The sequence below is a fragment of the Cupriavidus sp. OTU4054 genome (genome assembly GCF_038440175.1).
GTDB classification, from domain to species: domain Bacteria; phylum Pseudomonadota; class Gammaproteobacteria; order Burkholderiales; family Burkholderiaceae; genus Cupriavidus; species Cupriavidus pauculus_D.
Window position 1 is genome coordinate 134935 of the sequence record NZ_JASATF010000017.1, and the last position, 18662, is coordinate 153596.

20 protein-coding genes and 1 pseudogene are annotated in these 18662 nt (G+C 67.9%); 5 read left to right on the forward strand and 16 right to left on the reverse strand.

Translation table 11 applies throughout. From position 1 onward, the window contains the following. Positions 1-6 precede the first annotated feature (6 nt). Entirely contained in the window at positions 7-462 is a 456-nt protein-coding gene (locus AAHB16_RS20225; protein ID WP_223851303.1) for a bacteriohemerythrin, read from the forward strand. A 24-nt stretch (positions 463-486) separates the two neighbouring features. Here AAHB16_RS20225 and trxA read toward each other — a convergent pair whose 3' ends face one another. Then, complete coding sequence (gene trxA / locus AAHB16_RS20230; RefSeq protein ID WP_150372525.1) at positions 487-1332, reverse strand: thioredoxin; 846 nt, start codon at positions 1330-1332, stop codon at positions 487-489. 187 nt (positions 1333-1519) lie between these two features. Here trxA and AAHB16_RS20235 point away from each other — a divergent pair, with 187 nt between their 5' ends. Then, a complete protein-coding gene (locus tag AAHB16_RS20235; protein ID WP_342051833.1) occupies positions 1520-3283 on the forward strand; it encodes a long-chain fatty acid--CoA ligase in 1764 nt (587 codons plus the stop codon). A 41-nt stretch (positions 3284-3324) separates the two neighbouring features. On the opposite strand, the gene AAHB16_RS20240 is transcribed toward AAHB16_RS20235, so the two are convergent. After that, on the reverse strand, positions 3325-4134 hold the full coding sequence (locus AAHB16_RS20240) for an ankyrin repeat domain-containing protein (RefSeq protein ID WP_150372523.1): 810 nt from the start codon (positions 4132-4134) through the stop codon (positions 3325-3327). Between the two features lie 17 nt (positions 4135-4151). Continuing rightward, on the reverse strand, positions 4152-4949 hold the full coding sequence (locus tag AAHB16_RS20245) for a gamma-glutamylcyclotransferase (RefSeq protein ID WP_150372522.1): 798 nt from the start codon (positions 4947-4949) through the stop codon (positions 4152-4154). A 157-nt stretch (positions 4950-5106) separates the two neighbouring features. Here AAHB16_RS20245 and AAHB16_RS20250 point away from each other — a divergent pair, with 157 nt between their 5' ends. Beyond that, positions 5107-5427 (forward strand): hypothetical protein, encoded by a 321-nt coding sequence (locus tag AAHB16_RS20250; protein ID WP_150372521.1) that lies wholly within the window; start codon positions 5107-5109, stop codon positions 5425-5427. 15 nt (positions 5428-5442) lie between these two features. Here the strand turns inward: AAHB16_RS20250 and AAHB16_RS20255 are convergent, their stop codons facing one another. The 8 genes from AAHB16_RS20255 to AAHB16_RS20290 all read right to left on the reverse strand — a co-directional run bounded on the left by AAHB16_RS20255 (position 5443) and on the right by AAHB16_RS20290 (position 11343). Continuing rightward, positions 5443-6768 (reverse strand): hypothetical protein, encoded by a 1326-nt coding sequence (locus AAHB16_RS20255; RefSeq protein ID WP_342051834.1) that lies wholly within the window; start codon positions 6766-6768, stop codon positions 5443-5445. An 84-nt stretch (positions 6769-6852) separates the two neighbouring features. Continuing rightward, positions 6853-7200: an FKBP-type peptidyl-prolyl cis-trans isomerase gene (locus AAHB16_RS20260; protein WP_150372519.1), complete on the reverse strand. Its 348-nt coding sequence runs from the start codon at positions 7198-7200 to the stop codon at positions 6853-6855. 39 nt (positions 7201-7239) lie between these two features. Next, positions 7240-7785, reverse strand: coding sequence for a YaeQ family protein (locus AAHB16_RS20265; RefSeq protein ID WP_150372518.1), 546 nt, complete (start codon positions 7783-7785; stop codon positions 7240-7242). 101 nt (positions 7786-7886) lie between these two features. Continuing rightward, positions 7887-8195: a hypothetical protein gene (locus tag AAHB16_RS20270; RefSeq protein ID WP_150372517.1), complete on the reverse strand. Its 309-nt coding sequence runs from the start codon at positions 8193-8195 to the stop codon at positions 7887-7889. A gap of 117 nt (positions 8196-8312) precedes the next feature. Further along, positions 8313-8909 (reverse strand): YceI family protein, encoded by a 597-nt coding sequence (locus AAHB16_RS20275; protein ID WP_342051835.1) that lies wholly within the window; start codon positions 8907-8909, stop codon positions 8313-8315. Between the two features lie 3 nt (positions 8910-8912). Then, the gene (locus AAHB16_RS20280) at positions 8913-9299 is read right to left on the reverse strand and encodes an MAPEG family protein (protein WP_150372515.1); all 387 of its coding nucleotides are present in this window, start codon (positions 9297-9299) and stop codon (positions 8913-8915) included. Positions 9300-9352: 53 nt separating this feature from the next. Continuing rightward, the gene (locus tag AAHB16_RS20285) at positions 9353-9586 is read right to left on the reverse strand and encodes an RNA-binding S4 domain-containing protein (protein WP_150372514.1); all 234 of its coding nucleotides are present in this window, start codon (positions 9584-9586) and stop codon (positions 9353-9355) included. Then, the gene (locus AAHB16_RS20290) at positions 9586-11343 is read right to left on the reverse strand and encodes a glutamine--tRNA ligase/YqeY domain fusion protein (RefSeq protein ID WP_150372513.1); all 1758 of its coding nucleotides are present in this window, start codon (positions 11341-11343) and stop codon (positions 9586-9588) included. The genes AAHB16_RS20285 and AAHB16_RS20290 overlap by 1 nt, the downstream gene beginning before the upstream one ends. 135 nt (positions 11344-11478) lie before the next feature. Between AAHB16_RS20290 and AAHB16_RS20295 the strand changes: the two genes are divergently transcribed. Next, the gene (locus tag AAHB16_RS20295) at positions 11479-12945 is read left to right on the forward strand and encodes a CoA transferase (RefSeq protein ID WP_342051836.1); all 1467 of its coding nucleotides are present in this window, start codon (positions 11479-11481) and stop codon (positions 12943-12945) included. Positions 12946-12981: 36 nt separating this feature from the next. Here AAHB16_RS20295 and AAHB16_RS20300 read toward each other — a convergent pair whose 3' ends face one another. The 4 genes from AAHB16_RS20300 to AAHB16_RS20315 all read right to left on the reverse strand — a co-directional run bounded on the left by AAHB16_RS20300 (position 12982) and on the right by AAHB16_RS20315 (position 17375). Beyond that, positions 12982-13635, reverse strand: a complete 654-nt coding sequence (locus AAHB16_RS20300; RefSeq protein WP_342051837.1) for a pyridoxamine 5'-phosphate oxidase family protein — start codon at positions 13633-13635, stop codon at positions 12982-12984. Between the two features lie 55 nt (positions 13636-13690). After that, positions 13691-14578, reverse strand: a complete 888-nt coding sequence (locus tag AAHB16_RS20305) for a PhzF family phenazine biosynthesis protein (RefSeq protein ID WP_342051838.1) — start codon at positions 14576-14578, stop codon at positions 13691-13693. A gap of 148 nt (positions 14579-14726) precedes the next feature. Beyond that, the gene (ggt, locus tag AAHB16_RS20310) at positions 14727-16352 is read right to left on the reverse strand and encodes a gamma-glutamyltransferase (RefSeq protein ID WP_150372509.1); all 1626 of its coding nucleotides are present in this window, start codon (positions 16350-16352) and stop codon (positions 14727-14729) included. Positions 16353-16370: 18 nt separating this feature from the next. After that, a complete protein-coding gene (locus AAHB16_RS20315; protein ID WP_150372508.1) occupies positions 16371-17375 on the reverse strand; it encodes a Bug family tripartite tricarboxylate transporter substrate binding protein in 1005 nt (334 codons plus the stop codon). A 174-nt stretch (positions 17376-17549) separates the two neighbouring features. Here AAHB16_RS20315 and AAHB16_RS20320 point away from each other — a divergent pair, with 174 nt between their 5' ends. Next, positions 17550-18434, forward strand: a complete 885-nt coding sequence (locus AAHB16_RS20320) for a LysR substrate-binding domain-containing protein (RefSeq protein WP_150372507.1) — start codon at positions 17550-17552, stop codon at positions 18432-18434. 77 nt (positions 18435-18511) lie between these two features. Here the strand turns inward: AAHB16_RS20320 and AAHB16_RS32795 are convergent. Then, positions 18512-18662, reverse strand: a pseudogene (locus tag AAHB16_RS32795) (tripartite tricarboxylate transporter permease); the annotation flags it as partial.

Below are 18662 nucleotides of genomic sequence, written 5' to 3' on the forward strand. Positions count from 1 at the left end.
CCAGCCATGACCGAAACCGCAATGCCCGTATCGCCCTACGACGGTCTCTCCTCCGAGGGACTGCCGGCGGACCTCCATCTCGACGAGCCGGTGACCGATTCCACGCACGCCGAATTCGTGCAGCTGCTGGCGGCCGCCGTGGCCGCCGACGATGCCGGATTCCTCGCCGCGTTCGACGCGTGGATCGACCACACGCGTTATCACTTCCAGCAGGAAGAACAGTGGATGGAGGCCATGTCATTCGGCCCGCGCGGCTGCCACGCGGGCGAGCATCAGCAGGTGCTCGCGATTGCCGACGCGATCCGGCAGTCCGTCGCCGACGACGGCCGGCTCGATCTCGGCCGTCGCCTCGTCGGCGAGTTATCGGGCTGGTTCGACCATCACGTCAAGTCGATGGACGCGATGATGGTCAGCCATATGAAGGCCAACGGCTTCTCGCTGGTCGAGGGGCCGCCGGCCTGAGCCTTCCGGAGCGAACAGGCGCGATCAGTTGAGCGCGGTGGCCAGCTGGCGGCGCCAGCGCGACACGATCTCGGGCTGCTCCGTCAGCATGTCGAACACCGACAGCATCGTCTTGCGGCCCGCGTCGTCCTCGAACGTCCGGTCGCGCCGCACGATTTCCAGCAACTGCGCGAGCGCGCCTTCGTACTCGCGTCGCGCGATCAGCACGCGCGCCAGGTCGAGCCGCGCGGGCAGGTCGGCCGGATTGGCTTCCACACGCGCGTTCAGCGTGCCGGCATCGGGCATGTCCGACACGTTCTGCATGGCGTCGATGCGCGTGCGCAGGGCCGCGAACCCATCGAGCTGGGTGGCCTGCGGCGAGAGCCGCGCGAACTCGGCTTCCGCCTCCGCGATCGCATTGCCGTCGAGCAGGAACGAGATATAGGCGAGGCGAACGTCGTCGGCGGTCGGGTCGTAATCCAGCGCGGCCAGGAACGCTTCCTGCGCGCCATCGCGATCGCCGGCTTCGAGCCGATGCCGTGCCTCGACCAGCGCGAGGTCCGCGGGATTCGGCGACAGGCGTTCGAGGAATTCGCGCAGGCCGGACTCGGGCAGCACGCCAGTGAACTGATCGACGGCTTCCCCATCGACGAACGCGACCACATGCGGAATGCTGCGAACGCCGAAGTGCGCGGCCAGTTGCTGGTTCTCGTCGACGTTCACCTTTGCCAGGCGCCACGTACCGCCCGCTTCGGCTTCCAGTTTTTCCAGCATCGGCCCGAGCGTGCGGCACGGCCCGCACCACGGCGCCCAGAAATCGACCAGCACGGGCACCTGACGCGATAACTCGATGACTTCGGCTTCGAAGTTCTGCAGGGTGACGTCGCTCATCGTATTGGCCTCGTTTCGATTGACTGATGTTGATGGCTATTGTGGGGGCGAATGACGGAAAAACAACCTCCGTCGCCGGGGAAGGGGGCAAACCGAGGGATTGTCTCGGGTTGAAAATAGCACGGTCGTTCAGTTATATTGCCCGTCGATGCGCATATAGAACAGGCCGAGCCAACCGGAGACACCCATGACCACCGCTGTTCCCGCTGCTTCCCGCGTTGTTTCTCCCGTCGTTTCACCCGTGGTGTCACCTTTTGCCGCACCGCCGGACCGCCCGCACTTCCGCTCCTGGCCGCGCCGCCTGCCCACGCAGGTCGTGCTGCCCGAAACCTCGCTCTGGTACAACCTCGAAGTCGCCGCGCGCCGTTATCCGGACAAGGCGGCCATCCGGTATTTCGGAGGCGCCGTTACGTTTCGCGAGATGGAGACGCAGGCCACCGCGCTGGCCGGCTGGCTGCAGCAGCGCGCGGGGGTGAAGAAAGGCGACCGGGTCCTGCTCTATATGCAGAACTGCCCGCAGTTCCTGCTTGCGTACTATGCGATCCTGCGTGCCGATGCCGTGGTCGTGCCCGTCAATCCGATGAACCGGACCGAGGAGTTCCGGCACTACATCACCGACGCGCAGGCGAAGGTCGCGATCTGCAGTGCGGATCTCGCGGGTGGCGTCGCGGAGGCCAACGCGGGCGTGGACGAAGCCGCGCGCCTCGCGCACGTGCTGGTGACCGAGTATGCCGACGCCTTGCCGCCTTCGCACGAGCATCCCGAAGATGCACCGCCCGCGTGGCTGACGGCCACGCACGCGCTGCCCGCGGGCTATGCGCGGTGGACCGACGCCATGGACGCGCAGCTGACGCCCGGTCCGCACACGGCCGGTCCCGACGATATGGCCGTGATGCCGTACACGTCCGGGACCACGGGCTTTCCGAAGGGCTGCATCCACACGCATCGCACGGTCATGCACAACGTGATCGGCGGCGCCACCTGGTCGGGCAACGGTTCGGAGTCGGTGCAGCTGTCGGTGCTGCCGCTGTTCCACGTGACCGGCATGCAGTACGGCATGAACGTGCCCATCTATACCGGTGCGACCGTGGTGATGCTGCCGCGCTGGGACCGCGAGGTCGCGGGCCGCCTGATTTCCCGGTATCAGGTCACGCACTGGACCAATATCCCGACGATGGTGATCGATTTCCTCGGCAGCCCGAACCTGTCGGATTTCGACCTGCGCAGCCTGCGCTATATCGGCGGCGGCGGCGCGGCGATGCCGCAGGCGGTGGCGGAACGGCTGCGCGAGCAGTTCGGGCTCTCCTACATCGAGGGCTATGGACTGTCCGAGACGATCGCTCCCACGCACAGCAATCCGCTCGAACGGCCGAAGCAGCAGTGCCTGGGCATTCCGACGTTCAATACCGATGCGCGCGTGATCGACCCCGTCACGCTCCAGGAACTACCCGTGGGCGAGGTCGGCGAGATCATCGTGCGCGGCCCGCAGGTATTCAAGGGCTACTGGGGCAAGCCGGACGCCACGCGCGAGGCATTCATCGAGTTCGAGGGCGCCACGTTCTTCCGCACCGGCGATCTGGGCCGCATGGACGAGGAGGGCTACTTCTTCCTGACGGACCGCCTCAAGCGCATGATCAACGCATCGGGCTTCAAGGTGTGGCCGGCCGAAGTGGAGAACCTGCTGTACAAGCATCCGGCGGTGCAGGAGGCCTGCATCATCGGCACGCGCGACGCCTATCGCGGCGAGACCGTGAAGGCCGTGGTCGTGTTGCGGGCGGCCGCGCGCGGCAACACCACGGCCGAAGACATCATTGCATGGGCGCGCGACAATATGGCCGCGTACAAGTACCCGCGCGTGGTCGAGTTCGTCGATGCGCTGCCGAAGTCCGGCACGGGCAAGGTGATGTGGCGGCAGTTGCAGGAAAGCGAGAACGCGAAGTCCGGCGGCTAGCGGGATACGTGCGGGATACGCGCGGGAGATGCGCGCGGACGTCAGTGCCCGCGCGCGCGCACCAGCATCTTGACCATCGTCTTGTAGCCACGGTCGCGCGCATGCCGCGTGGGCGAGATGCCCTCGCGATCGGGCAGGTTGGCGTCGGCACCGGCATCGAGCAGCAACTGCACGATGTCTTCGTACCGCGAGCTCCCGTCGCCGAGAATCACGGCCTCGAGCAACGCGGTCCAGCCGAGCTGGTTGACGTGGTCCACGGCGATGCCCGATTTCAGCAGCATGCGCACCACCTCGGTATTGCCGTGCTGCGCGGCCGCGATCAGCGCGGTGCCGTCATAGCGGTCCGTGCTGTTGAGATCGGCACCGTGCGAAAGCGACAGCCGGACGATATCCACCTGTCCCGTAGCCGAGGCCAGCAGAAATGCGCTGTTGGCATCGGCATCCTTGCGGTTGACGTCTGCGCCGGCAAGGATCAGCGCGCGTGCGACGTCGCCCCGGCGGTTATAGAGCGCGCTCAGCAGCGCGGTGCGGCCACGTTCGTCGGCAACCAGCGGCGATGCCCCCGCCGACAGCAGCCGGTTGACGAGCTCGAGGTCGCCGAGCGATGCCGCGGTAATCAGGTTGCGGTCGAGCGCGGTCACGCCCTCGGGGTGCGCATAGGGGGGCGCGGGCTCCTGCGGCGCGAGCGGGCGCGGCCGCGCCGGTAACGGCACCGGTCCCGCGGCGACGATCGAACGCGCAAGCGACTGCCCGCCCTGGCCCGCAAGCAGCGCCCCGCCCATCAGTACCCCCATGAGCCCGAGCATCTCGGCAAGGGCCTGGCGTCGGGTGCGTGAGTGGAAGCGACTCATGGCCGGTTCGGTTCGGTTCAGACGGTCTCGTGCGGGGCCATGGTGGAAGCCACGGCGGTGCCGGCGTCGGCCGCTGCCTGCTGGGGCGCATGGTGGACGCCCGGCGCGGCGCTGCTGCCTTCGCGCGCATCGCGCTCCTGCAGCTGGCGCCACAGGCGCTCCAGATACGGATCGCCCACGCCATGGGTGGCGAGTCCGAGCAGCGTCTGCTGAAGGTAGTCGCGCGCGGGGCCGTAGACGCCACAGGCGTGCCGCAGGCAGCCCACGACCTCGTCGTCGGGCAGGCGCCCGGCGTAGCCGTTATGGGCGCGGTTCATGACGAAGGCGAGCGCGCGGCGCGGGCCGGTTTGCTGCCCGTCCCCGAACTTGAGGCGCAGCCAGCGCGGGTGATAGGCGCCCGTCATCATTTCGCGGCGCCAGAGCACCCGAAATTCCTGTTCGATCACATTTTTCGGAATGCGAAATGCCATGCCCGTGCAGCTGCCGCCACGGTCGAGGCCGAGCACAAGGCCCGGATGGTCCCAGGTGCCGCGATTGATACGGGAGTACAGGTAGAAGCCGCGGTGATAGCCGTGCACCGACGCGACGCGGCGGTCGGTGTGGACGACCATCGGATTCCAGATCAGCGAGCCGTAACCGAAAATCCAGACGTCGCCGCTGTCGCCGTCGGGGCCGTCCGCATCGGCGCGTTCCGCCAGCGCACAGTGCAGGGAACGTTCGATGGCATCTTCGGTCAACAGCGAGGACGCGACTGGCGTGCTGCACAGCGATGCGCGCAGCCGATCCGATTCGAGGTCCTGTCTGGTGATGGCCATGCGTGCAAGCATAATCCAAAGCCGGCCATGGTGTGTCCGCGTTACCACGGTCTTCCCACATTTCCATAGGTCGTGGTGTTTGCGCCACGCTGGCGTGTGCAGGTTCGTACAATGAAGCCGCACGTTCGGCAACCGTTCAATGACAGGAGAAAGCGCCATGGCGCGTACGCTTACCGTGGTCTTCGGTAACGGCAGGGAATTCGAATTCACGCTGACCGAGGCCGAGCTGGCCGGCATCGGCGAGGACGCCGCCTGGCGCTGGTTCGATCGCGAATACGCCGAGCTCGACTGCCAGGCGTCGAGCCCCGTGGGCAAGGTGCTCGTGATCGACAAGATCCTGAACGTCGCGCGCTTCTCGGGCGAACGGCGCTTTGCCGGGGACGCCGCGTGGGCGCAGGACTACGCGCGCCACGCGGGCCGCCTGCTCGATCGCGACAAGGTGCGCGTGGACGTGGGCAACGCCTCCATCGGTTTCTGACCGCGGTCTCCCCTTTCAGCAGCCCGAGGGGCCCGGGTCCCAGCGGCGAAACGGGACATCCCTTGCCGCGCGATGCTCGAGCGCGGTCAGCGCGACCATGACGATGCCGCTGACGCCGCGCGCCCGCACGCGCTGGATAAACATTCGCAGCGCGAAATCGCTCGCGCCGACCACGAGGTCCGTGCCCGGCTGCGGCACCACGTTCGCGGGGTTCAGCACGAGGTGTTCGATCAGCGCGTACCGGTCGCCCCGTTCGTCGCGCACGATGCTGCCCTCCAGAATCGCCATGGCGACCTCGGCGCGCATCACCAGCAGCGTCACCGTGTCGGCGCGGGCCACGCGCGTCTCCATGTCCTGCCCGAGCAATGCCAGCGACGACCGGGCGGCATCGATCACGGTACCGATCGGTGGCGGGTAGTGTGCGCGACGGTCCCCCAGGTCGGCGTAGCGGCGCGACCACGCATCGATGACGAGCCCGAGTCGTGTCAGCAGGGGATGCGTATTGTCGTGATTGCCGACGATGGTTAACGGGGCGGTCAGGTCGCATTGGGCCCAGTGCCCATGGCTGTCGCAAATCAGAACCTTGGCACGTCGCAGGCGTTGCCTGCTGGCCGGATAGACATAGATGTCCAGCGTGGCATCGCAGGTGCCCGCGGCGGACGCGATCGAACCGTCATCGGCGACTGGCGGCCGCCGTTCGATGGGCCACAACCGTCGCGGAAGCACCGTATTGGCGTGGTGAAGCGCCAGTATCGCGATCGTCTCCTGCGTCAGCGCCCCGACCGCGCCGTCGATCGCCGCGATCAGTGCCTGCTCGGACCGCCGGTCGCGGTTCCACGTCGCCGCGGCGCCATCGCGCGCAATGCGGCGGAGCACCCGGCGGAAATGGGCTTCCGACGCGTTGAGCGGAAACAGCCGGCGGTATAGCGCGACGATGCGCTCGACGCGGCGGGAACACTGGATCAGCGCATCGTCGGGATGCCGGGCATGCCGATGCGTCGCGGGTGCCGCCGCGTAGGCGAGCGCGGACAGCGCGGGGACGCCGCATGCGCGCGCCGCGCCGTAGCGCAGGGCGCCGTCATCGTCCGCCGGGGGGGCTGCCGGGGAGCCAGAGGGGCCCGCGACGCCGCCCGCGTCGAGGAAGTGCCATGCCGCGAGATCGAAACGCGTGGCATGCGGGCTGGCGCCAAGCAACGTGGCGATATCGGTGACCGTGACCGTGGGAAGGCCGGAGGGGAGGGTGTCGGCGGCAACACCGGCGGAGAGCGGCGCAAGCAGCGCGGCACCGGCGAGCAGGACGCGGGAGGGGCGGGGCGGGTAGAACGGGTGGGAGTCTGGCATCGCGACAGCCTAGACGGCCCGTCGCGATCCAGATACCGCCAATCGCTTAAAGCGAAGCGATCGGCGACACGAACAGCGTAGCGATCAGACCTTGAGCAGTTCCACTTCGAACAGCAGCGTGGCGTTCGGCGGAATCACGCCACCGGCGCCGCGCGCGCCATAGCCGAGGTCGGCGGGGATGACCAGGCGGCGCGTACCGCCTACCTTCATGCCCTGCACGCCTTCGTCCCAGCCGCGGATCACGTGGCCCGCGCCCAGCGGGAACACGAACGGATCGTTGCGGTCCTTGCTCGAGTCGAACTTGCGGCCAGCCTGGCCGTTCTCGTACAGCCAGCCCGTGTAATGCACGGTCACGTGCTTGCCGGCGGTGGCTTCCGTGCCGTCGCCGACGACGGTGTCTTCAAATTGCAGGCCAGAGGGAGTGGTTTGCATCGTGCGGTTCCTTGTAGGGGCGCGTGAGTCGGCAGCGCGTCAGTCGGCGCGCTGGAGGACGTCCAGCGTGAGCTGGACGTTGTGATCGTCGTCGCTGACCCAGATCTCGCCATCCTGGATCGTGACGGACAGGCGCATCGCGCGCTGGGCCAGGCCGGCCAGCGCGTCGACGGCGTCCTGCGGGACATTGTAGATGGTGACGTTGCGCAGCTTGCCAGCCTTGCCCGCGATGCCTTTCCACCATTCGCGCGCGCTGGCGCTCTGGTAGGTGAACACGGTCACGCGCTGCGCGCGCGATGCGGCCCGCTTGAGCCGCGTTTCGTCGGGCTGGCCGAGGTCGATCCAGTGGAGGATGTCGCCCGTGAGCGCCTTGTCCCAGAGATCGGGCTCGTCGGGTTCGTCGAGGCCGCGCGTGAAGGTCAGCGTTTCGGTGGCCTCGCAGGCGAACGCAAGCACGCGGATCATCATGCGCGCGTCGTTTTCCGACGGGTGCTGGGCGATGGTCAGCGCGTGGCTGCCGTAATAGGGCCGATCCATGTCGGATACCGACAGCTCGGCCTTGTAGATGGTGGATTTGAGCGCCATGGGCCTGATTGGTGACGCGGATGGAGACGCGCGAAAGGCCGCATCATACGTGATCCGCGCGAAACCACGCGAAAACGCCCATATCGCACCCGGGCGATGGCTCAGGACTTCCGGTAGTCGCTCAGGTAGAAGCGCAGCAGCGCCGAGGCGAACACGAGGCCGAGGAACGCGGCCGCGGCCACCATCGCGAGGCCCGCGTCGCTGTCGATCTGGCCGTTCGTGGCCATACGCACGATCGCGGTCAGGATCAGCAGGCCCAGCATCGGCAGCAGCAGCGCGCCGCGTCCGTAGGTGCGGAACGCCCACAGCGGAAACCGGCGCAGGAAATCGAGGGGAACGCTGCAGACCAGGCAGGCGCCGGCCGCGGCAAGGGACGCCGCAACGACGTCTCCGGCAGAAATGGCAATCATCTTGACTCGCGTCGCCGGGACACGCGGGACTGCGGGACGCGGCAGGAATTTATGCAAGGCGCTGATTCTACAGAAGAATTCCTGCGCAAAGGTGACGCCGGGGCGTCTCGGCGACGGTCATTGGGGATTGTCCGGGGATGCTTCCACGCTGATCTGCAGCCTCACGTCGTCGCTCACCTCCGGCAGGAAACGCGTGAGGCCGAATGCGCTGCGTTTGAGCGTCGCATGGAAGTCCCCGCCGCACACGTCGCGGCGCACGCCAAAGAGCACGGTCTGGCCGCAGCTGAAGCGGTCGGATTCGAGCCGCAGCGGCTGCGTGACGCCGCGCAGCGTGAAGTCGCCCTCCACGGCCACGAGCCTGCCGCCCTCGACGACAAAGCGGTTGGCGCGGAACCGGGCGAACGGGTTGCCCTGCGCGTCCAGGAACTGATCGGACCGCAGCACGCCGTCGAGTGTGCGGTTGCCGGTATCCACGGAGTCCGTGCCCACCGTGAAGTCGAGCGAGCCGGCGCCCGTGGCCGGATCGTAGACGATGCGGCCGTCGATCTTGCCGAAACGGCCGCGCACGGTGGTGCGGTCGAAATGGCTCGCGCCGAAGTAGACCGCGGTGTGGAGCGGGTCGATCGTGTAGTTCGTCGCCGCGGCCAGGGCCGGCAGCGGCAGGGCCGCCGCGAATGGGATGGCGAGGAGGGCGTTGACGATGAGGTTGCGCATGATTCAGTGGACAAACACCGGCAGCAGAAAGATCCCGATCACGGTCAGGTAGCCGATGGTCCAGCATAGCGTGCGCAGCGTGGCCCGGTCGGTCAGGTAGCAGACCGTGTACAGCACGCGCACGAGGACGAACACGACCGCGAGTTCGTCGATGCGCGCGGCCGGCGCGCCGAGGTGGCTCGCCGAGAGCACGGCCGCCGCGAAAAAGGGAAACGCCTCGAAGTGATTGCGGTGCGCGAGGTCCGCGCGCCGCGCGCGGCCGCTCTGCTTCTCGAGCCAGCCGCGCGGGTCGTGATTGTCGAAGCCGCCGCGGCCGCCGGCCTTGGCGACGGCGACGGTCAGCACCGGCAGCAGGCCGGCGATCAGAACACACCAGAACGCTATGGGCACGCCGATTCCTTTGTCTGGTCCTGCGCGGGTAGCAGGGGGCCGAGGCGGATGCCTCAGCCCGCCACTACCCGGATCCTGACCCCTGCCACGTCCACGACCTGTCCCGCGCGGATCTTTGCCGTCTTGCGGGATTCGGTGGCGCCATCGACGGCCACCTCGCCTGCCGCGACGAGCGCCTTGCCGGCGCCGCCGCTGTCACAGACGCCCGCGAGCTTGAGCAGGTCGTTCAATGCAATAAACTCCCGGTCCAGCGGGAAGTTGACGTACTGTCGATCGTCCTTCGCCATTACTTGCCGCCCCAGCTGTCCTTGAGGCCGACGATGCGGTTGAACACGGGCTGGCCCGGCTTCGAGTCCACGCGGTCCGCCACGAAGTAGCCGTGGCGCTCGAACTGGTAGCGGTCCTCGGCCTTCGCGTCCTTCAGGCCCGGCTCCAGGTACGCGCGGATGACCTTGCACGAGTCCGGGTTCAGCGCCTCGAGGAAGTCCTTGCCGCCCGAGTCCGGATGCGGGTCGTTGAACAGGCGGTCGTACAGGCGTACTTCGGCCTCGTACGCATGGGCCGCGCTGACCCAGTGGATATTGCCCTTGACCTTGACGCTGTCCGCGCCCGGCGTGCCGCTCTTCGTTTCCGGCAGGTAGTTCGCGTGCACGGCGACGATGTTGCCGTCGGCGTCCTTGTCCACGCCCGTGCATTCGATCACGTAGCCGTAGCGCAGGCGCACCTTGTTGCCTGGGAACAGGCGGAAGTAGCCCTTGGGCGGGGTCTCGTTGAAGTCCTCGCGCTCGATCCAGAGTTCGCGCGACAACGGGAACACGCGGCGGCCCAGGTCGGGCTGCTTCGGATGTACCGGTGCCGAGCATTCCTCGCTCTGGCCCTCGGGGTAGTTGTCGAGGATCAGCTTGATCGGGTCCAGCACGCCCACGCTGCGCGGCGCGCGCGCATCGAGGTCGTCGCGCACGGCGCCCTCGAGGGTGCTCATGTCGATCCAGCTATCGGCCTTGGACACGCCCACGCGGTCGCAGAACAGCTGGATCGATTCGGGCGTGAAGCCGCGGCGGCGGATACCGACGATGGTCGGCATGCGCGGATCGTCCCAGCCGTTCACGCGCTTCTCGTTGACGAGCTGCAGCAGCTTGCGCTTGCTGGTGATCGCGTACGTGAGGTTCAGGCGCGCGAATTCGTACTGGTGCGGCAGCGGATCCTTGAACACGCCGGCATCGCGCAGGTGGCCGAGCACCCAGTCGTACAGCGGGCGATTGTTCTCGAACTCGAGCGTGCAGAGCGAATGCGTGATGTTCTCCAGCGCATCGGAGATGCAATGCGTGAAGTCGTACATCGGGTAGATGCACCACTTGTCGCCCGTGCGGTGATGATGGGCATGGCGAATGCGGTAGAGCACCGGATCGCGCATCACGATGTTCGGCGCGGCCATGTCGATTTTCGCGCGCAGCACGTGCTCGCCGTCGGCGTACTTGCCCGCGCGCATGTCGCGGAACAGTTGCAGGTTCTCTTCGACGGTGCGGTCGCGGAACGGCGACGGCTTGCCGGGCTCCGAGAAATTGCCGCGCGCGGCGGCCATCTGCTCGGCGCTCTGGCTGTCCACGTAGGCCACGCCGCGCTCGATCAGCGTCTCGGCGAACGCGTAGAGCTGGTCGAAATAGTCGCTGGCATAGTACAGGTGCGCGCGCGGGGCCGCGCCAGCCGCGTCGCTGTCCCACGAGAAACCGAGCCAGTGCACGGCGTCGATGATCGAATCGACGTATTCCGTGTCTTCCTTGACCGGGTTGGTGTCGTCGAAGCGCAGATGGCAGCGGCCCGCGTAGTCGCGCGCGAGGCCGAAGTTCAGGCAGATGCTCTTGGCATGGCCGATATGGAGGTAGCCGTTGGGCTCCGGCGGAAAGCGCGTGATGACCGCGGGCAGGGGCTCGCCGGCCTTGTCGGCGCGGGCGGTGTAGGTGCCGGCGGCCAGGTCCTGGTCGATGATGCTCCGCAGGAAATTGGAAGCGGCGGGCGTGTCGTTGGGCTTGTTGTCGTGGCTCATGGTGGCGCCGCGCTCTGGGCGGCAGCAAAAAACGGGGCGGCAGCAAAAAACGCTGTCTGGGACTGAGATCGGGGATTTTACCGTGCCTCGGGACTGTGGCACGATCCGATGACTTTCGTCGCGGGAACATATGCCATGAACAGCCCCTTCTCGTCACATTCATCACCGTCTTCGGTAGCCGCCGAGTCTCCGCTCGCGCGGGATGCGCTGGCCACGCTGTGGCGCGACGCGGCCATGCCGATGGACGCGCTGGCGCACCTGACGCTCACCGGCGCGGATCCGGTCCTGCCGTCCAGCTTTCCGATCGGCGCGGCGGCGCAGGCGAGCCTCGGGGCTTCCGCGCTGGCCGCCGCCGCCATCTGGGCCCAACGCACGGGACGCGCGCAGCAGGTGTCGGTGGACATGCGCCATGCGCTGGCCGAGTTTCGCAGCGAGCGCTATCTGCGCGTCGATGGCGGCGAGGCGCCCGAGCTCTGGGACAAGATTGCCGGGCTGTATCGGTGCGGCGATGGCCGCTGGGTCCGGCTCCATACGAATTTTCCCCATCATCGCGACGGTGTCCTGCGGATTCTCGGCTGCGCGCACGATCGCGCGGCCGTCCAGGCGGCGCTCGGCAAATGGGAGGCGCTGGCCTTCGAGCAGGCGGCGTCGGACGCCGGGCTCGTGGTGGCGGCCATGCGCAGCTTCGACGAATGGGACGCGCATCCTCAGGCGGCGGCACTGCGCGGGTTGCCGCCGATGACCATCGAACGCATCGGCGACGCGCCGCCACGGCCGTTTGCGCCGCTGCCCGCGCACGGCGAGATCAATGTCGATGCCCGGCCGCTGTCGGGGGTGCGCGTGCTCGATTTCACCCGGATCATCGCGGGGCCCGTGGCCGGGCGCACGCTGGCCGCGCATGGCGCCGATGTGCTGCTGGTGACGGCCGGCCATCTGCCCGCGATCGCGCCGCTCGTGATCGACACGGGGCGGGGCAAGCGCTCGTGCCAGCTCGATCTGCGCGATCCCGACGACAAGCGCGCGCTGCACAAGCTGCTGCACGGCGCGGACGTGGCGTTGCAGGGGTATCGGCCCAACGGCCTGGCGGACCTGGGGATCGGCCCGGAGGCCGCGGCGCGCGCGCGGCCAGGCATCGTGTATGTGTCCCTGACCGCCTATGGGCATGTGGGGCCATGGGCCGGCAAGCGCGGCTTCGACTCGCTCGTGCAGACGGCCACGGGTCTCAACTTCGCCGAGGCGCAGGCGGCGGGCAGCGCCGATCCGAAGCCGCTGCCGGCACAGGTGCTCGACCACGCGGCCGGCTATCTGCTGGCATTCGGCGCGATGGCGGCGCTGCATCGCCGGGCGGTGGAAGGCGGCAGCTGGCACGTGCGGGTGTCGCTCGCGCAGGTCGGTCAGTGGCTGCGGGGACTGGGGCGCGTCGAGCACGGGTTTGGCGTGCCGGACCTGAAGATCGACGACGTGGTGGACCTGCTCGAGGTGTTGCCATCGGGCTTCGGCGATCTGACCGTGGTGCGGCACGCGGCGCAGTTGTCGGAGACGCCCGCGCATTGGGAATTGCCGTCGGTGCCGCTGGGGACGCACGCGCCCGAGTGGGTCTGAGGGGGTCTGAGGGGGTCTGAATGGGCCCCCGCGGTATCAGTAAAGCGTCTTGCGCATCCGCTCCGGCAGTTCCCGGTCATAGGTGGCGCCGTCGAACGCGCCGCCGCTGATATCGGTGAGGATCGTGCCCGTGCTGGGCAGCGCCGTGCGCGGAATCTGCACCTCGGGCGACCACAGGTGCGACCGCACGAGTGCCCGCGCGCACTGGAAGAACACCGACAGCACCGACACCACGAGCACCGTCGTCGGCGCCTTGCCGTCGACGATGAAGCGCGAGATCAGCGCGGGGTCGGTCGAGATGCGCGCGGTCCCGCTCACGCGCAGGGTCTCGTTGACGCCGGGCACGAGGAACAGCAGCCCCACGCGTGGATCGGCCATGATGTTGCGCAGGCTGTCGAGCCGGTTGTTGCCGCGCCGGTCGGGCAGCAGCAGCGTGCGGTCGTCGAGCAGCTGCACGAAGCCCGGCGCATCGCCGCGCGGCGAGCAGTCGCCGCCCTGGTCGTTGATCGTCGACAGCAGGCAGAACGGCGACTTCTCGACGAAGGCGCGATAGTGCGGATGCAGGTAATCGACTTCCTTCGACAGCGACGCCGCGCTCGGCTGCGCGTACAGCGCTTCCAGCGCGGCGATGTCGGTCAGCACATGGGGGACGGCAACATGGGGGGCGGATTGCGGATCGTTTTCGGACATGGTGCTTCGGGATGGGTGGGCGATGCGGGAAAGCGCAGGCCCACAGTATGACGGACTACAGTGTCACCGTGCCTCGGCCGAGTTCGATCACCCGGCCGCCGACACGAATCGCGCCTTCGGCCGTCACGGCCAGATCGAGCCGGCAGCGCCGATCGACGGCTTCGCCCTGATCGAGCTCGTAGACCGCCGGCAGTGGATGTCCCGTGGCCAGCAGCCAGCCTCCGAGGTTCGCACAGGCCGACCCGGTGCCCGGGTCTTCGGCAAACGATCCCGCGTTCTTGGTGAAGAAGAACCGCACGAGCATCTTGCCCGGCACCTGCGCATCCGGCGCGAACACATACGCGCACCGGCGGCCGGAGGCCGGGCTCTGCGGCCATTGCTCGAAGCGCCCGCCATCGGGCCGCGCGCGGCGCACGGCCTCGGCGGAGCGCAACGGCACCAGCAGCTGCTCGCTGCCGGTATTGACCCAGACCGGCGATCCCGCGAGATCCGAAACCTCGAGCCCCAGCAGCGATGCGATCGTGGCATCGGGCACGCCGGCCGGCGTGGTACGTGGCGCCCCGTCATGCGGCGCGGTCAGCGTCCAGCGGTCGCTGCCGCTGGCGCCATCCGGGCCATTTCCGGCCGTCACGGGAACGATGCCCGCCTTGACCTCGAGCGAGAGCGTATCGCCGCAACCGGCGAGGTCGCGCACGACGTGCGCGCTGCCGAGCGTCGGGTGGCCGGCAAACGGCATCTCGAAGTTGGGCGTGAAAATGCGCATGCGGCGCGTGGCGCGTTCCGACGGCAGCAGGAACGTGGTTTCGGAGAGGTTGAACTGCAGGGCCAGCGCCTGCATGGTCGCGTCGTCCATGCCGCGCGCATCCTCGAAGACGCAGAGCGGATTGCCGGCAAGGGTGGACTCGGCGAAGACGTTGACGATGCGGTACGCGTACGTGGCCATGATGGCAAACCTCGTGGAAGCAGGGCCTCCCAGTGTAGTGATGCGCACGCCGTTCGCCATGCACAGTTGCCCCCCTCGCGAACGGAACAGTTGGCGAAAAAAAAGCGCCACGGTTGCCCGTGGCGCTTTCAGTGCCGCATGAGCGCTGTCAGAAGCCGACAGCCTGGCCATCGCGACGGCTGTCGCTGGCGATTACGTAGCCTTGCTCGCGATCGTCGGACAGGCGCCAGATGAACTGGCCCGAACCGAAGTCCATGTACGGATCCTCGACCGACTTGAGCTGGTGACCGCGCGCCTTCAGGGCGGCAACGGTATCGGGGTTCATCGTGCCTTCCACGTCGAGCGTGAAGTCGCGGTTGACCTTCCAGCGCGGCGCGTCGCACGCGGCCTGCGGCTGCTGCTTGTAGTCGAGCATGCGCACGACGGTCTGCACATGGCCTTGCGGCTGCATGTCGCCGCCCATCACGCCGAAGCTCATCACGGGCTGGCCGTCGCGGGTCAGGAACGCGGGGATGATGGTGTGGAACGGACGCTTGCCGCCGGCCACCACGTTGGCGGACTTCGGATCCATCGAGAAGCCCACGCCGCGGTTCTGCAGGCTGATGCCGGTGCCCGGCACGACCACGCCCGAACCGAAGCCCATGTAGTTCGACTGGATGAACGAGATCATCATGCCGTTCTCGTCGGCGGCCGTCAGATAGATGGTGCCGCCCGCCTTCGGCATGCCGAAACCGGGGTTCGAGGCGCGGTCCATATCGATCAGCTTCGCGCGGGACTTCAGGTACGCGTCGTCGAGCATCTGCTCGGGCGTGACTTCCATGCTGCGCGGGTCGGCGACGTAGCGGTACAGGTCGGCGAACGCGAGCTTCATCGCCTCGATCTGCAGATGCTGCGACTGCACCGAGTCAACGGGCAGCGCGCCCACGTCGAACTGGTCGAGCATGCCCAGCGCCATCAGCGCGGCGATACCCTGGCCGTTCGGCGGAATTTCGTGCACGTCGTAGCCGCGGTAGGACTTCGAGATCGGCTTCACCCATTCCGGGCGATAGTTGCGCAGATCGTCGAGCGTCATCGCACCGCCGATTTCCTTGCTGAACGCGGCGATCTTCTCGGCGATCTCGCCCTCGTAGTACGCGCGGCCACGCGTCGCGCCGATCTTGCGCAGCGTGTCGGCAGCCGCCTTGAACACGAACTTCTCGCCGACTTCGGGCGCGCGTCCGTTCGGCATGAACGTCTCGGCAAAGCCGGGCTGGTTGCGCAGCTCGGGCACGGCGGCGGCCCACTTGTGGGCGACCACGGGCGGCATGGCATAGCCCCGCTCGGCGATCTCGATCGCCGGCTCCATCAGGTCTTCGAACGGCAGCTTGCCGAAGCGCTCGTGCAGCGCGGCCCAGCCCGCGATCACGCCGGGAATGGTCACGGAGTCGATGCCGCGGACGGGGCGGTTGGCGATGCCGTTGCCGGCTTCGCCGTACTTGCCCTTGAAGTAGTCCGGATTCCACGCGGCGGGCGCCACGCCCGACGAGTTCAGGCCATGCAGTTCCTTGCCGTCCCACAGGATCGCGAACGCGTCGCTGCCCAGGCCGCACGATACGGGCTCCACGAGCGTGATCGCGGCCGCCGCGGCAATCGCGGCGTCCACGGCGTTGCCGCCCTTGAGCAGCATGCGCAGGCCGGCCTGCGCGGCCAGCGGATGCGAGGTGGACACCGTGTTGCGCGCGAACAGCGGAATGCGCACGGTGGGGTAGGGGTTGGTCCAGTTGAAGTTCTGCATGGTTGTCTCGTTGATGTGTCAGTCCACCGTGATCTTGCGATCCTTGATCAGCTTGCCCCAGCGCGCGCTGTCCTGCTTCACCATCGCGGCGAACTGGGCCGGCGTGCCGCCGACGGGCTCGGCGCCGAGCTTGGCCAGGCGGTCCTTGACGTCCTGCGACTGGATGGCCTTGTTGAACTCGGTGTTCAGGCGCGTGACGATGTCGGCGGGCAGGCCCTTGGGACCGTAGATGCCGAACCACGTGTTCGACTCGAAGCCCGGGAGGCCCGATTCGGCCACGGTCGGCACTTCCGGCGCCAGCGGCGAGCGCTTGAGGCTCGTCACGGCCAGGGCCTTGAGCTTGCCGTCCTTCACGTGCGGCATGCCGGACACCACGCTGTCGAACAGCACCTGCACCTTGTTGGAGATCAGGTCCGGCACGGCGAGCGCGGTGCCGCGGTACGGGATGTGCGTGATGAATGTGCCCGTCTGCGCCTTGAAGGCCTCGGCGGTCAGCTGGCCGATGGTGCCGTTGCCGCTCGACGCGTAATTGAGCTCGCCCGGATGCTTCTTGGCGTAGTCGATCAGTTCCTTGACGTTCTTCGCCGGGAGCGCGTTCGGCACCACGAGGATGTTCGTGGCAATGGCGACCTGGCCGATCGGCGTGAAGTCCGTTTCGGTGTTGTACGGCAGCCGTGCGTTGATATACGGGCCGATCGAGTGCGTGCTCGTGGTCGCGATCAGCAGCGTGTAACCGTCCGCCGGGGCCTTGGCGGCCATGTCGGAGCCGATGGCGCCGCCGGCGCCGGGGCGGTTATCGACGACGATCTGCTGGCCCATGTCGGCGCCCACCTTCTGCGCGATGGCCCGCGCGAGCAGATCGGTCGCGCCGCTGGCCGGGAACGGCACGATCAGACGGATGGGTTTGCTGGGATACGTGTCCGCGAAGGACGGGGCGGCGGCGAGCATCAGGCTCGAGGCCAGGCCGAGGCCGAGATGGAGGCCCAGGTGTCGCAGCGGTTGGGTCAGGCGCCTTGTGGTCATGCAAGTTGCTCCGGGCAGGGCGGATTCGATAGGAATATCCATTATTCCGCGCGCCCGGTCACAATGAAAGCTAATATTCCTTTTGCGATCCACAAGAAATCCTTGTGAATCGCGTTCGTCATCGACCCGTCACACCCCCTGTCACGCCCCTGTTACGCCCCTGTCGCGCCCTCCATGAGCACCATCCGCTTCCTCCGCACCTTCGTCGCCGTGGCCGAACACGGCTCGTTTGCCGCCGCCGCCGGACAGGTGGCGCTTACGCAGGCCGCCGTCAGCCTGCAGATGCGGTCGCTGGAGGAGGAACTGCGGCGCGAGCTGTTCGACCGCAGCGGACGCGTGGCCGTGCTCAATGCCGACGGCCGCGAGCTGTTGCCGCAGGCACGCCGGATGTTGTCGCTATACGACGAAATGCGGCTGCCGCTGGTGGCGTCGGAGGCGATGGCGGGGGCGGTGGCGGTGGGCGCCGTGGTGTCGGTCATGGGCGGGCTGTCCCACGCCGTGGCGCGGATGAAGCGCGCCTATCCGGCGCTGGACGTGCGGCTGGTCGGCGCGAAGTCGATCGAGCTGGCGGCGGAGGTCGAGCAGGGCACGCTCGACGCGGCCTTCCTCGTGGAAGGCTCGGCCCGGCCGGCCGGGACCCTGCGCTGGACACCGCTGTATCAGGAACCGCTGGTCGCGATCGCGGCGCGCGGCGCGCCGGGCGAGACCGCGCGGCAGGCGTTGGCCGGCAATCCGTTCTTGCGGTTCGACCGCACGCAGCGGACCGGCATGCTCGTGGAGCGGGCGCTGCGGCGCGCGCATCTGCGCGTGAACGAGTTTCTCGAGCTCAATTCGATCGAGGCGCTCGTCGAACTGGTCCGGCAGGAGGTGGGCGTGACCGTGGTGCCGCTGCTCAAGCGCGCGCGCTGGCGCGACGACGAGGCGCTGCGGATCCTGCCGCTGCAGTCCGGCGGGGAACCGCTGGTGCGCACCGTCGGCATGCTCGAACGGCGCGACCATGGGCGCGATCACGTGACCGGGGCCATCCGGCAGGCCTGCGTGTCGCTGTTCGGCACGTAGGCCGGGCAAAAAAACGGGTGCCTTGCGGCACCCGGAGCTTTGCGTTGTGTGGCCGGCTGTGCCGGCCTCGTTCCTGCTTATTCTTCCTGGAACGCTTCCTCGCGCTTCGCCTTGATCGACGGCATCGCGACGATGGCCACCAGAATCGCCGCGGCGATCAGCAGGCCGAGCGACAGCGGGCGCGTCACGAACACCGCGAAGTCACCGCGCGACAGCAGCAGCGAACGG